This is a genomic window from Bradyrhizobium sp. SK17 (assembly GCF_002831585.1).
Lineage (GTDB): Bacteria > Pseudomonadota > Alphaproteobacteria > Rhizobiales > Xanthobacteraceae > Bradyrhizobium.
In genome coordinates this window covers 6,344,211-6,357,559 of record NZ_CP025113.1, presented here as the reverse complement: position 1 = coordinate 6,357,559, position 13,349 = coordinate 6,344,211, and the positions used below count along the sequence as shown (strand labels likewise).

General features: G+C 65.1%; 13 protein-coding genes and 1 tRNA gene. 7 read left to right on the top strand and 7 right to left on the bottom strand.

The features are described from left to right. Positions 1 to 12 precede the first annotated feature (12 nt). Positions 13 to 1,257: an amidohydrolase family protein gene (locus CWS35_RS29370; RefSeq protein WP_100955084.1), complete on the top strand. Its 1,245-nt coding sequence runs from the start codon at positions 13 to 15 to the stop codon at positions 1,255 to 1,257. Between the two features lie 15 nt (positions 1,258 to 1,272). Here CWS35_RS29370 and CWS35_RS29365 read toward each other — a convergent pair whose 3' ends face one another. Next, entirely contained in the window at positions 1,273 to 1,731 is a 459-nt protein-coding gene (locus CWS35_RS29365) for a hypothetical protein (protein WP_100955083.1), read from the bottom strand. Positions 1,732 to 1,987: 256 nt separating this feature from the next. After that, positions 1,988 to 5,149 (bottom strand): autotransporter outer membrane beta-barrel domain-containing protein, encoded by a 3,162-nt coding sequence (locus CWS35_RS29360; RefSeq protein WP_168226394.1) that lies wholly within the window; start codon positions 5,147 to 5,149, stop codon positions 1,988 to 1,990. Between the two features lie 581 nt (positions 5,150 to 5,730). On the opposite strand from CWS35_RS29360, the gene CWS35_RS29355 reads away from it, so the two are divergent. Beyond that, positions 5,731 to 6,918 (top strand): adenylate/guanylate cyclase domain-containing protein, encoded by a 1,188-nt coding sequence (locus CWS35_RS29355; protein WP_100955081.1) that lies wholly within the window; start codon positions 5,731 to 5,733, stop codon positions 6,916 to 6,918. Here the strand turns inward: CWS35_RS29355 and CWS35_RS29350 are convergent. Together CWS35_RS29350 and CWS35_RS29345 are read right to left on the bottom strand one after the other, a co-directional pair. Further along, positions 6,906 to 8,201 (bottom strand): chloride channel protein, encoded by a 1,296-nt coding sequence (locus CWS35_RS29350; protein ID WP_100955080.1) that lies wholly within the window; start codon positions 8,199 to 8,201, stop codon positions 6,906 to 6,908. The genes CWS35_RS29355 and CWS35_RS29350 overlap by 13 nt on opposite strands. Positions 8,202 to 8,367: 166 nt before the next feature. Then, the gene (locus CWS35_RS29345) at positions 8,368 to 8,763 is read right to left on the bottom strand and encodes an NUDIX hydrolase (RefSeq protein WP_024582377.1); all 396 of its coding nucleotides are present in this window, start codon (positions 8,761 to 8,763) and stop codon (positions 8,368 to 8,370) included. Between the two features lie 446 nt (positions 8,764 to 9,209). Between CWS35_RS29345 and CWS35_RS29340 the strand changes: the two genes are divergently transcribed. Together CWS35_RS29340 and CWS35_RS29330 are read left to right on the top strand one after the other, a co-directional pair. After that, a complete protein-coding gene (locus tag CWS35_RS29340) occupies positions 9,210 to 9,503 on the top strand; it encodes a hypothetical protein (protein ID WP_024582376.1) in 294 nt (97 codons plus the stop codon). Positions 9,504 to 9,658: 155 nt separating this feature from the next. Continuing rightward, complete coding sequence (locus CWS35_RS29330; RefSeq protein WP_024582375.1) at positions 9,659 to 9,886, top strand: hypothetical protein; 228 nt, start codon at positions 9,659 to 9,661, stop codon at positions 9,884 to 9,886. A 12-nt stretch (positions 9,887 to 9,898) separates the two neighbouring features. On the opposite strand, the gene CWS35_RS29325 is transcribed toward CWS35_RS29330, so the two are convergent. Beyond that, on the bottom strand, positions 9,899 to 10,285 hold the full coding sequence (locus CWS35_RS29325) for a VOC family protein (protein ID WP_024582374.1): 387 nt from the start codon (positions 10,283 to 10,285) through the stop codon (positions 9,899 to 9,901). A gap of 18 nt (positions 10,286 to 10,303) precedes the next feature. Continuing rightward, positions 10,304 to 10,654: a MerR family transcriptional regulator gene (locus tag CWS35_RS29320; RefSeq protein ID WP_024582373.1), complete on the bottom strand. Its 351-nt coding sequence runs from the start codon at positions 10,652 to 10,654 to the stop codon at positions 10,304 to 10,306. A 341-nt stretch (positions 10,655 to 10,995) separates the two neighbouring features. Here CWS35_RS29320 and CWS35_RS29315 point away from each other — a divergent pair, with 341 nt between their 5' ends. Both CWS35_RS29315 and CWS35_RS29310 read left to right on the top strand, forming a co-directional pair. Then, positions 10,996 to 11,745, top strand: coding sequence for a lytic transglycosylase domain-containing protein (locus CWS35_RS29315; RefSeq protein ID WP_371412479.1), 750 nt, complete (start codon positions 10,996 to 10,998; stop codon positions 11,743 to 11,745). Between the two features lie 94 nt (positions 11,746 to 11,839). Next, on the top strand, positions 11,840 to 12,247 hold the full coding sequence (locus CWS35_RS29310; RefSeq protein ID WP_168226393.1) for a hypothetical protein: 408 nt from the start codon (positions 11,840 to 11,842) through the stop codon (positions 12,245 to 12,247). A gap of 104 nt (positions 12,248 to 12,351) precedes the next feature. On the opposite strand, the gene CWS35_RS29305 is transcribed toward CWS35_RS29310, so the two are convergent. Then, positions 12,352 to 12,738 carry a YciI family protein gene (locus CWS35_RS29305; RefSeq protein WP_100955077.1) on the bottom strand — a complete coding sequence of 129 codons (387 nt, stop codon included), beginning with the start codon at positions 12,736 to 12,738 and terminating at the stop codon, positions 12,352 to 12,354. A 490-nt stretch (positions 12,739 to 13,228) separates the two neighbouring features. On the opposite strand from CWS35_RS29305, the gene CWS35_RS29300 reads away from it, so the two are divergent. Beyond that, positions 13,229 to 13,302 (top strand) — tRNA-Gly (locus CWS35_RS29300). Positions 13,303 to 13,349 lie beyond the last annotated feature (47 nt).

The following is a 13,349-nucleotide window of genomic DNA, read 5'->3' as shown; positions in this document are numbered from 1 at the left end:
CAGGAGACTCTCATGCCAACCACCCTCTTCAAGAATGCCGCGCTGCTCGATCCGCTGCGCTCCGATCTGCTCGAAGGACACCACGTGCTGGTCGAGGATCGCTTGATCAAGGAGGTGTCTGATCGACCGATCGACGCTTCGGCCGATCGGGTCATTGATCTCAGGGGCAAGACCCTGATGCCCGGCCTGATCGACCTGCATGTGCACGCGGTCGCCGTCGAGCTCGATCTGTCGCAGCAGGCGCGGATGGCCAACGTGCTGGTGACCTTGCGCTCGACCATGCTGTTGCGCGGCATGCTGAAGCGCGGCTTCACCACCGTTCGCGATGCCGGCGGCGCCGGCTATGCGCTGAAGCAGGCGATCGACACCGGCCTGACCGATGGTCCGCGGCTGTTCGTCTCCGGCCGCGCGCTGAGCCAGACCGGCGGCCATGGCGACGGGCGGGCGCGTTCGGACTATCTGGCCGACCCGACCTGCTCCTGCTGCGTGCGGGTCGGCGCGATCGCGCGCGTCGTCGACGGCGTCGATGCGGTGCGCAAGGCGGTGCGCGAGGAGCTGCAAATGGGCGCCGACCAGATCAAGATCATGGCCTCCGGCGGCGTCGCGTCGCCGACCGATCCGATCGGCGCCTACGGCTATTCCGAGGACGAGATCCGCGCCATCGTCGCGGAGGCGAAGGCGCGGCACACCTATGTGCTGGCCCATGCCTATACTGCGGAAGCGATCGAGCGCGCGGTGCGCTGCGGCGTGCGCACCATCGAGCACGGCAATCTGATCGATCCTCCGACCGCGCGGCTGATGGCCGAGCAAGGCGCCTATGTCGTGCCGACGCTGGTCACCTACGAGGCATTGGCGAACGAGGGCGCGAAATACGGCCTCCCTGCCGCGAGCGTCGCCAAGATCGCCGACGTCCGCGATGCCGGCCTGCGCTCGCTCGCGATCTATCGCGAGGCCGGCGTCAAGATCGGGTTCGGCACCGACCTGCTCGGGCCATCACAGCGTTTGCAGAGCGACGAATTCCGGATTCGCGCCGAACTGCTCGGCCCGCAGGCGGTGATTGCGAGTGCGACCGTCGTGGGCGCCGAAGTGCTCGGCATGGAAGGCAAGCTCGGCCGCATCGCGCCGGAAGCGTTTGCCGATCTGCTGGTCGTGGACGGCAATCCGCTACGCGACGTGACGTGTCTGCTCGGCCAGGGCGAGCACATCCCGCTGGTGATGAAGGCCGGCAAGGCTGAGGTCGACAGGCTGGGCGGGTAGGCGCACAAGACCGGATCATCGCCCGATCGGAAGGCATGGCAGGATCATCGTCCAAATCGGGATTGAGCAAAACAGGCACAAGCCCGCGATGATCGCCACGAATACGAGGTCGAAAGGAAAAATGACGGAGGCCGCCTTGCTCGGGTCGTCCCATCCTTTCGTCTCCAGGAAGCGCTTGTAGTTGGCTTGGCCGGACTCCCGCACTATCCTCGTGAAGCCCGGCCAGCGAACGAGAATGAAGCAAAGCCAGAGGGCGGGGAACGCCGTAAAGAGGCCCACGAGCGCCCACAGCGAGGTGCCTTGGCCATTCTTGCTTGGGATGATCCAGCCGGGACACGCGCCGCCGGTCGGATCGACCAGGGCGAGAATGCAAACGGCGATCGAAAGCCATGTCAGGCAGATCGCTGCGCCCCATTTGGCGACCCGGCGGCAAAATGCCGGATCGAAATCGAGCAGGGGCGGGCTCTCGGTCATGGCTGCATTCTAGCGCATGACGGGATCAGGTTGAACCTGGATCGGCGTCGGAGCTTCACCTCGCCCCGAGTACGGGGAGAGGTCGGAACGCATCGCTAGATGCGTTCCGGGTGAGGGGGAGTCTCCGCACCCACAATTGTCGCCGAATTCGCGCAGCAAGCCCCTCACCCCAAACCCTCTCCCCGTAAGAACGGGGCGAGGGAGCGCAGCGCCGTCGCCTTGCGACATCATCTCATCCTGCCCTCGCATTTCGACCTCACCACACCACGCGGAATCCCGCGCTGCCCTTGTAGCCGTGGTTCGCCGCGGCGTCCTGGAGGCTGGCGCGATAGGTCGCTTCGCCGAACAAGGTGTAGCGGCCATTGGCCCAGCTGTAGCTGCCGCCGCCGCCGATCGAGCCCCACAGCCGGTCGTTGGCGCTGGCGAAGCTGGTGCCGGAGACGTCGACCTTGCTGCCGTCGAGGAATTCGTAGTGCAGATTGCCGATCGCGTAGAGGTCGGAGCGGACGATGCTCGTGCCGTCATACCAGCTCTTCTGGTGATTGAGCATGAGACCGACGCGGCCGAGCAGGCTGTCGGCATTGGCGAGCGAGACCAGCGCGCCGAAGCGGTCGGCGAACCCGTCGAAATCGACCTTCGAATAGGCGAGCTGCGCCTGCGGCGTCAGCGAGAAGCCGTTGCCGATAGTGATGCGCTTGCCGCCTTCGACGCTGAACGCATAGCCGAGGCCTTCATTGCCGTGGGTCATGCTGCCGACGAGATCGGAGGTGAGATCGGCGCGATAGAACGTGGTCTGCATCTGGCCGTCGAGATAGACGCCGTTGTCGCCATACCAGGTGGCGGTGGCGCCGACGCCGGTGCCCTGGGCGCGAATCCGGCCGCTGCCGAACAGCGAGTTCACATAGGCCGTGGTCAGCCCGTATTGCAGCGTGAGCCCGACGATCAGGCGGCCATAGCTGTTCTCGAGCGCGAGTCCGTCGAGCCCGGCCTGCGCCTTGAAGTCGTCGCTGCTGGTGGTCGCGCCCGTGGTGTTCGACGGTTGCAGGCTGGATTGGCCGCCCTGGACGCGGCCCCAGAACGCCGATTGCGTCCCTGAACTGTCCGCCTGCGCCGGCGGTGCGACGCCCATCCGCGCCATCGCGTCGCTCGGGCCGCCGCCCCAATAGCGGTTGCCGACGCGGTCCTGCAACGACGGCAGCGCGTTCATGCCGAGCAGCACCTGGGCGTAATTCTCGTAGAGCGGCACGCCGGGCTGATAGAGCGGGCCGGCCGGCATCGGCGTCGCCGGATTGACCAGGCTGGAGCGCAGATACCAGTCGCCGTCCGACGGCGTCGAGATGCCGTTCCTCTGCAACGTGTAGCCATAGGCGCCGGCGACGATCGCCTGCTGGCCCTGGAGCGTGTAGTTGCCGGCCAGCGTGAAGCTGCCGTTCGAGGCGCCGGTGACGTCGATCAGCTTGATGCCGTCGGCGGTCTGCGCGCCGCCGCCGCCGACATTGTTGACCCGCACGGTCGAGGTGCCCGACGTGCTGCCCGCGACCAGGCGGTCGGTGGCCGAGCCGTCGCCGCCGAGCACGGTGTTGAACAGCAGTGTTCCGCCACTGCCGGCATAGTTGCCGGCGACCGTCAGCGTGGTGCCGGGTGCCGCGCCAAACCTGATGGTGCCGGCATTGCCGAGCGATGCCATGGTCTGGTTGAAGCCATTGAGGTCGAAGGCGCCGCCGGCGTTGGCGACAAAGGCGGACGCGGCGCTGAACGTATTGGCCGCGCCGGCTTGCAGCGTGCCGCCCGACACCGTGGTCGTGCCGCTGTAGCTGTTGACGCCGGACAGGGCCTGGGTGCCGCCGGTGACCGCGAGCCCGCCGGTGCCGCCGATCGCGCCCGCGAAAGTGTCGCTTGCGTTGGTGATGGTCAGCGTCTTGCCACCCAGCGCGACATTGCCGCTGCCGGCGAGGCTCTGGATGCTGGTGCCGGTGCCGCTGAGGCCGGAGATGTCGAACGCCGCATTCGCTACCACATGGCTCGAATTGCCGATCGAGCCGGTGCCGGTCAGCGCCAGCGTGCCGGCCGAGATCGTGGTGACGCCGGCATAGGTGTTGGTGCCAGACAGCGTCTCGGTGCCGCCGGCGAGCGTCAGCCCGCCGTTGCCGCCGATCACGCCGGCGAACGTATCGTTCGCGGCGGTCAACGTCAGCGTCCTGGCGCCGAGATCGACGCTGCCGCTGCCCGACAGGCGCTGGATGCTGGTGCCTGCGCCGGACAGCCCCGCGATGGAGAACGTGCCGTTGGCGATCACCTGGCTCGATGCGGAAATGTCGCCGGCGCCGGTCAGCGCCAGCGTGCCCGCTGTGATCGTGGTCGCGCCGCTGTAGGCCTGCACACCGGAGAGGGCCTGCGTGCCGCCGATGAGCTGTACGCCGCCGGTGCCGCTGATCGTTCCAGCGAAGCTGTCGTTGGCATTGGTGATGATCAGGTCCTTGGTGCCGAGCGTGACGACGCCGGCACTGCTGCCGGCCAGACTCTGGATGTGCACGTTGGGGTCGGTAACGATCGAAAGATCGAAGGTCGCGTTGTCGACCACGCGGCTCGAACTGGCGAGGGCATTGCCTGAGCCGGCGAGGGCGGACAGCCTGAAAGTGCCTTGCTGGATCGCCGTCTCGCCGGTGTAGCTGTTGCCGGCGCCGCCGAACGAGAAGATCCCATCTCCGGTCTTGGTCAAGCCGCCGACCCCGCTGAAGCCAACCGGGGCGAGGACGGTGAACCCGTTGGTATCGATCGTCAGTCCGCCTGCGGCGATGTTGTTCTGGGCCGCCGTTCCGGCGGAGGCATTGGTGGTATTGACGCGCGCGCGGAGCGTCGCATTGTCATAGTTGATCTGACCGCGCGCATTGCTGATGGTAAAGCCAAAGCCGCCCAGCATCACCGTGGCGTTGCGCACGTTGAGCGTGCCCGTGCCCCCAACCGGTGTGCCGAGGATGACTCTGACCGTCGCGTTTAGTGTCGCGCCGTCCGTGACGTTGACGACGCCGGTGCCGGTGCTACCGACGGTGAGCGCGCCGGTCGTCAATTGCGATCCGGCACCCGTCACCGTCAGATTTGTCGACCCACCTGCGACATCGCCCATGGAAACATTGAGATTGGACGTCAGCGTGGCGCCGTTCTGAATCGTGAGGCTGGTGGTTCCGCCAGCCACGTCGCGGATATTCATATTGCCGGTCGTGCTGGTCGCCCCGGGGGTCACGCCGAGAACGACGGTTGAACCGGCCACGATATTGGGGTTGGTTCCGGACGTCGGCGCTGTGCCGCCGGACCAGTTCGAGCCCACCGTCCAGTCGTTATTGGTGGCGCCGGTCCAGGTCTGTGCCGCCGCCGTGCCCGCTGACAGTGCCGAGAGCGCCGCGACCGATGTGCTCAGCAACAGCAGCCGATGGAAATGTGCGCGGGCGAGGGACGACGCTACCGTCCGGCGTGGATTGCATGTGGTGTCACCAAAGTGTCGTGCGATCGTCGCAGCGCCGATGCATTCGCGCATGGTGCCCAGCCCCTTGTTCTTGCCGCCGCCTGGCAGGGTTGCATTTCGGCAAACCTTCGCCAGCCGCAGATGGGCGTCACGCTAGGTGACTCACCGTATGCTGACAAATGAAGGTTGCCGTGCTCGCGGTGAAACGAAACGCAGTGTGTTCGTGATGCAACGTCCGCGCGTCGCAATTAATCGATCGCTAACCAGTTGAGCCGTGCCGGGCCCGTTCCTTGCGCGAGTGTGTCTGAAAAATTTCGGAATATTAGAAATATACCCGTGAGTTGCCCGACATGTCAAGGAGCCTGGTCGAACGCCGGTTGCTTTGCATGGGGTTGTTTTCGATATTTTGGCAATGCGCCGTCATGCCGGGCCTTGCCCGGCCACCCGATTCATCCGATCACGTTACCGCAGGTGGCGTTGACGTCGACGTGTGGAAGCACGACATACCGCCTATCCAAAGCGCCGCTCCGGAGCCAGCCATGAATGCGCCAGCCACCATCGAATCACAGTCCGACGGCGTGGTGCGCTGGCTGACCAACGAGACGCGCGACGAGCGCTTCGTCGACAACATCTTCGCCGAACTCTGTATCCGGCTACAGCGCGCCGGCATCCCGATCAAGCGGGCGACGATGAATCTCCTGATCCAGCACCCGCAATGGCTCGGCGCCCGGATCGTCTGGAGCGACGGGATGCGTGAGGCCGAGATCACGCGGATCGACTACGAGGTGCAGCAGCGGTCGGAATATATCGGCAGCCCGGTCTACGAGATTCATCAGAGCGCCACCGAAGTCCGCGAGAACCTCGAACGCGAACCGTCGCAGGGCCGCAAGCACGCGCTCTACGACGAGATGCGGGCGCAGCGCCTGACCGACTATGTGGCGTGGCCGCTGCTGCATACGCTGGGCAAGCGTCATGTCGTGACCTTCGCGACCGATCGCTCCGGCGGTTTCGACGCCGCGCATATCGAAGGCCTGTTGAAGGTGCTGCCGGTGCTGGCGCTGGTCAGCGAAATCCGGATGAAGAACCGGCTGGCGCGGACGCTGCTCGAGACCTATGTCGGCACCCATGCCGGCGAGATGATCCTGGCCGGCGCCACCAGGCGCGGCAGCGGCACCACGGTGCGCGCCGCGATCATGATCTGCGACTTGCGGGATTTCACCCGGATCTCGGACTCCTGGCCGCGCGACGACGTCATCGATCTCCTGAACGATTATTTCGACGCGATGTCGGAGCCGATCGCGCGGCATGGCGGTGAAATCCTGAAATTCATCGGTGACGGTCTGCTCGCGATCTTCCCGCTGAGCGAGCCCAAAGCCTGCGCCAACCTGCTGCACGCGGTGTCCGAAGCGCGCGAGGCGATGGCGGCGCTGAGCGAAAAGAACAGCATGATGGGCCGGGCGCCGATGAACTACGGCATCGGCGTTCATGTCGGTGACGTGATGTACGGCAACATCGGATCGCGCAGCCGGCTCGACTTCACCGTAATCGGCCCCGCGGTGAACATGGCCTCGCGCCTCGAGGCCCTCACCAAGCAGTTGAAGAGGAACGTGCTGCTGTCGCGCGCGTTCGCCGATCTAGTCGAGCAGGATTTCGCCCTCGAGCATGTCGGCGAACATGCCGTGCGCGGCTTCAGCGAGCCGATCGAACTGTTTGCCTATGGCGGTTGAGCCCGGTCGGTGAATCCCTTGGCGAGGGCGTGATAGACGCCTTCCTTGCAGATCAGGCGCGAACTCGCATGCGCGATCAGCGCCGCCGCCATCAGCGGCACGACCATGGCGTGATTGTCGGTCATCTCGGTGACGATCACGAAGGCCGTGATGGGGGCCTGCACCACACCTGCGAAATACGAGACCATGCCGAGCAGCATCATGGCCGGCAGCGGCGCGCCGTGAAACAGCGGGGCGATGTTGGAGCCGAGCCCGGCGCCTACCGCAAGCGAGGGCGCGAAGATGCCGCCCGGCATGCCGCTGATCGAGGCGAAGGTGGTCGCCAGGAATTTCCACACGCTGAAGCTTCCGGGCAATTGCGATCCGGCTTCCAGGGCGGATTTGACCTGCTGATATCCGGTGCCGTAGACCGCGCCGTCCGAGGCGATCCCGCAGATCGCCGCCGCGAAGCCGCAGATCGCGGCAAAGCCGACCGGATGGCTCTTGATCGTGCGTCCGATCGGGTTGGCAAATCCGCGCGCCATCGCGATCAGAATGCGGCTGAACAGACCGCCGGCCAGGCCTCCGGCCACGCCGCAGAGCGGCACCGCGAGCCAGTCGGCGCCGTTGCGCAGCGCCGTCGCGCTGGTGCCGAAATAAGTGTAGTTGCCCATCAGCGCGAGCGAGGTGAGACCCGCGGCGATCACCGCGCCGATGATCAGGCTGGAGGTTCGCGTCTCGAAGGCGCGGCTCATTTCCTCGATGCCGAACACGATCCCGGCCAGCGGGGTGTTGAAGGCCGCCGCGACGCCGGCGGCAGCGCCGGCAAGGATCAGGCCGGGTTGGCGCCGGGGCGAGAAGCGGCCGAGCGCGAACATGATCGAGGCGCCGATCTGGACCGTCGGTCCCTCGCGCCCGACCGAGGCGCCGCAGAGCAGGCCGAACAGGGTGAGCAGGATCTTGCCGGCCGCGATGCGCAGCGAGACGAGACTGTTGCGCGCGGTCTGGTCGGTCAGATGGCGTGCCGCGATGGCCTGCGGAATGCCGCTGCCTTGCGCGTTCTGGAAGAAGCGATTGGTCAGGTAGACCGAGAGCGCGAAGCCTATCGGCGTCAACGCCAGCGAAGCATAGCGGAAATGTGACACCAGCGCGGAGAAGGCGATCTGCGCCAGATCGGCGAGCTCGGCGAGGGCGACGGCCGCGGCTCCCACCGCGACGCCGCCGAGCAGGAAGATGGCGCGGCGCTGCCAACGCACGGAGACGATTCGGAACAGCCGCCGCTGGCGGTTGGAGGGGAAGGTCATTCTGACGGCATTCTGGTTTATGTCGTGGTCCGATACGACACGGATCGCGCCATTCCTAGCATGCGTCGACGATGGGTGAAGCCCAAGAAATCAGCAAGACTTGCCGTCGCGGGCGTCAAACTCGAGAGCCGGGATACTCGCCCTCGGCAGCGGATGTTCCGCCGTCTTATCTCCGACGCTGCTGCTTTCTCGGAAACAGCCGGTCGCGGATATAGCGCGAGGTCGGCGTCAGGCGAAGTCCCCGTGGCTTATGCCAGGCGGCGCGGTCGATCTCCTTCTTGTCGCCGATCGCGAGCCTTCCCTTGGCGTTCTTGGCGATGAAGATGGCGTCGCTCATCCTGCGGCCGGAACGCTTGTTCTTGGCGGTGACTTCCTTCCAGAGACTGAGCCGGCCGAGCTTGAGCTTTGGCAGCTCCTCCTTGATCTCGCGCTTGAGGCAATCCTTCACGGTTTCGCGCGCGCGCCGGCGGCCGCCGGGGAACATCCACAGCCCGTCAGATCGGCGTCGAACCAGAAGAACCTTGCCGCGCTTGGCAGCAACCAGCTTGGAGGATTTGGCCATCTACTGCGCAATGATCGAAAACAGAATCGATCCCAGTTTAACTTGTCTAATCAAGTAGACAAGTTCTAAGAGGCATTGTTCCACAGTCATATGTCGGCTGTTTGTCGCCGACGAAATTTCCCGAATGCCGGACACGTCAGATGATCCGCGGATACGGCTCCAGCAAGACGTCAAATGGCAGAAGTCGTCAGCTGCGACGGACTGCCGCAACTTCATCCTGAGCTTGCGCACGTATGCCACGATCCCTCGCTGCACCCTTTCGCGCCATTGCTCGCTCGTTCGTCCAGCATGATCGCTTTCGTGAATGACCTATCGGATCCCGGCTCCGGCGGTGGGAACTTGGCCGTGCGTGTGTCTGCGAGAAAGCGCGTTACGATCCGCGCTGCCGCTTGACTTCATGTTCTTGTTTTGTTCTATTTGCCTCCTACCGTGAACAGGAGCCGGCCATGGACAACCGTATCAGCGAAATTCGCAGGCAGATCAGGGCGTTGCGCGTCAGCATGATGGAAGCCGAGGCGATCATGCGGGAGCAGGTCAACCGGGATGTGGACTGTGCCTTCGTCGCCGGGGACCTGCTGAAGATGCGGCTGGTCATGAGCCGGCTGGTCGAGGAGCGCAATGTCCTGGGCGACCGTACGCCGATCATAGTGCATGCGAGCGTCGCGCCGCGCCGTCGTGTGACGGTGACCGCCTTCGTTCGCCCGGCGAAGCGTGAGCTGATCGCCGAAGCGCGTGCGTGATGACGCGCTGAGAACGCGGCGGCTGCGCGCCGAGTTGCGCGAGCTCGAGTCATCCGTGAACCAGCTCAGGCGGGCGGGGCGCGACGGAGCGTCGATGCAGCTGCTGCTGTCGCGCAAGCGCGCCGAGCTCGAGGACGTGATTTGCCGGAGGAAAGATGAGAGAGCCGCTTCGGTATTTCAACGACAGCGATAGTCACGCGCCCTGGATCAAGGCGCTTGCCGAGGTCCGGCACATGGCAGCGCGGGAAGGCTGGTGCTTTCACCATGTGCAGGCGATCATCGTTGCGATCGATCAGTATGCGGAGGCGGCGCTCGGCAACCGCGAGTTCTTCCTCAATCGGCCGCAGACCGTCGGCCCGCTCAGGCGCGGCGACGTGCCGTAGCCGTCGCCGTGCTCATGGCAGCACGTCGGCCGGATGCTTGTCGCGGTGCTCGACATATTCGACACGGGTCCGGTCCGGATGCTGCACCAGCATGTTGCGACCGGTCGGGACCGGCTTGGGGCCGTCCAGTATCGCGGCGCCGACGTGGGGGAGATGCGCGGCGAATGCGTCGATGTCGTCGACCAGAAAGGTCAGATGCGTCGCCGTGAATGGCTTCAGGCTCTGTTCGGTGCCTGCAATGAACAGGATCGAGGCGACCTGCGCGAGCCTCAGATCATACTCCGGATAGTCGAAGCGAAGGCGCGCCGTTTGGCCGATCAGGGTTTCGTGGAACGCGACGGCCTGATCGAGCTCTTCCAGCGGCAAATAACGCCGCGCCAGGATGTTGAGTATCTTCATCGCTGGGCCCTCATGTCCTCATCCGTTGCGATCCGATCTGGTCAGCCGTTGCGACAGGGCACGGCGCCGGATGCGGAGCGCCGCGATCGCACGATCGATCTGGTCGAGCTTGTCCTGCATCACGGTGGAGCAGCTCACGCGCGCCCCACGGCGGCCGCCGTCAAGCGCGCTCAGGAGATTGCGCAACTCGCGGGTCGAGAAACCCGAGGCGATCAGGTCTCTCACCCACGCAGCCCGTTCGATCTCCGACGCCGCATAGCTTCGATAGCCGTTCGACGTCCGGCGCGGCACCACCAGGCCGGCCGCTTCATAGTGCCGAAGCGCCCGGGCGCTCACGCCGAGATGACGGGCCGCTTCCTGAATCCTCATCGCGATCTCCTGCCGAGGGCTGGCCTAGCACCTTGTCATTAACGTCAATGTCAAGCGCCGGGTTGCGCGCGGCTGCGCCGGGCACCGTCGCTGCGGATCCGCCGGAGCCTCGCAGGGGCCAAATGTCCCGGCGAGCCCGAGACCGCCGGGATGGTCAATCCGCTGCCGGCGACATATCGTGACGGTCTGCGGCCGAATCTGAGGCGGAACGTTCATCTCCGGGTCATCTGTATCCGGCCATCGTCGGCGCGGCGCCCGCAAGGGCGGCGGCACATTTGCGGAGGAGGTTTCGGATGACCAGGGGCTGGCAGATTGCGGCATCGGCGCTTGCCGTTGTCGTGATGGTTGCAACGCTGGGCGCAGAGGCGAACGCGGCGCAGTGCGGCAACGGGCCGGGCGGGTTCGAAGCCTGGAAGGAGCAATTCGCCGGCGAGGCAAGGGCCAAGGGCGTCGGGGAAACCGCAATCGGCGCGTTGATGCAGGCCCATTACGCCAGCGCGACGATTGCCGCGGATCGCGGCCAGCGCAGCTTCGGCCTGTCGCTCGAGCAGTTCATGGCCAAGCGGGGATCGGCGACCATCGTGGCGCGCGGCCGTTCGCTGAAGCAGTCGCAGGCGGCGATGTTCGCCTCGATCCAGCAGCGCTACGGCGTGCCGCCGGGACCGTTGATCGCGATCTGGGGCATGGAGAGCGGTTTCGGCAGCCAGCGCGGCAACCAGAACATGCTGTCGTCGATCGCGACGCTTGCCTATGACTGCCGACGCCCGGACTTCTTCACCGACCAGCTCTATGCCGCGCTGAAGCTGATCGACCGCGGCACTTTGTCCGGGAGCACGCGCGGCTCGATGCATGGCGAGATCGGCCAGACCCAGTTCATGCCGAAGAATGTCCTCGCCTATGGCACCGGCAATCTCGACGTCGCCGCCAACGCGCTGAGCTCGACGGCTAATTTCCTGCGCGCCCATGGCTGGCGCGCCGGCGCGGGCTATCAGCCGGGAGAACCCAACTTCGCCGCGATCGAGGCGTGGAACGCGGCGCAGGTCTATCAGAAGGCGATCGCCATCATGGGGCGGCAGATCGACGGCCAATGAGCGCAGGGCCGTGAGAAGTCCGGGTTCCTTCATCCCTTGTTAACGCAACGGTGCCCAGATCGTGGGGCGAAAGGGGCGGGTGGAGACAGGCTCCATGCTCAAGAACGGCACTTATGCGGCGTGGTTTCGCACGTCGCTCGCGGACGGCACCGGCATCGTGCATGTCGCCGACGGCAGGCTGTGGGGCCGCGACAGCATCATGCTCTACGACGGCACTTACGAAGTGGACGGCGAACGCTTCACGGCCGTGCTGACCACCAGGCGGCACAGCGAAGGCCATGCGACGGTGTTCGGAACCGACGATCTCGTGGTCCGCCTCGAGGGGGTCTGGAATGGCCCGATCGCGATCTGCAAGGGAAAGGCCGATGCGGTGCCCGACCTCGCCTTCGAGGTGACGCTGATGCCCAGTCAGGAGGTTTCGGCCGAGCCCGACGCGAACCTGCCCACGCCGAAATTCGACCCGAGCAAGCTCCCGAAATTGCCGAAGCGCTCCAGCCGCTGAAGGCTAAAGCGCGATGAGATGAGTTTGAATCGCCATCGCGCTTTGGATTGCTATTTTCGCATGATCCTTTCGGAAAACCGCTTCGCACTTTTCCGGATCATGTTCTAGGCATCGCCGGCGCCGGCCGATCGCGGAAACGGCGCGCCGGGCGTGTACAGCTTGGTCGCGCGGATTTCGTAGACCGCCGATGGATTGGCCCGGCGCAGCTCGCGCGCGGCGGCGATCGCCTCGTCCTCATCGGTGCAATCGATGACATAGAAGCCGAGCAGCTGCTCCTTGGTCTCGGCAAACGGGCCATCGATCACCGTGCCGTGGCCAGGTCCGCGCAGGGTGCTGGCCTTGCGGGTGTCGCCGAGGCGCACCGCCGGACCGAGCCGGCCCTTGAGCTTTTCGTGGACCTCAAGCAGGCCGGCCATGACGGTGGCGTCCTCCTGAGCGGTCCAGGACTTGACCTCGTCTTCGACGTGATAGGCCAGGATGGCATAAAGCATCGATGGTGCTCCTCGATTGTGCTGTGGCAGATCCAAGGACGTCTGACGACAGCCCCAGCCGACATTTCATCTGTAGCGGATCGGACCGGTCTTGTGTCGCGGCAGGCTGGCGCACAACCGATTCCACCCGGCCGGTTGACCATACTCCGAACGCAAAAAGGCGCGGCGGAATTGCTTCCGCCGCGCCCGAACTTTCGTTGTCTCGCTGGTCCAGGGCTGAGAGCGCCCCGATGCCAGGCTGATTGCTCAGGTCCTAGCGGGCGATCCCAGCGAGGTGACAGCGCTTGAGACAAGACACTAGATCACCTCCTTTCTTTGTTGATGGGACATCTAATATAGGGGGCGAATCCGTCACTGTTAAGGCCGCCATCCGGCCGGTTCGGGCACGGAACGAGGCCAATTGTACGGAAATTAGCTGTTTACCGGAGCACAAGGACGCACGCCGAAGCAGTTGAGACGGCCGTCCGACCGTGTTAGGTGATCCCGAGATGCGGGTGTAGCTCAATGGTAGAGCAGCAGCCTTCCAAGCTGAATACGAGGGTTCGATTCCCTTCACCCGCTCCAACCTCCAAATGTCGTGTGATCTGGCGCCGCTCGTTTCAAGCGGCCTG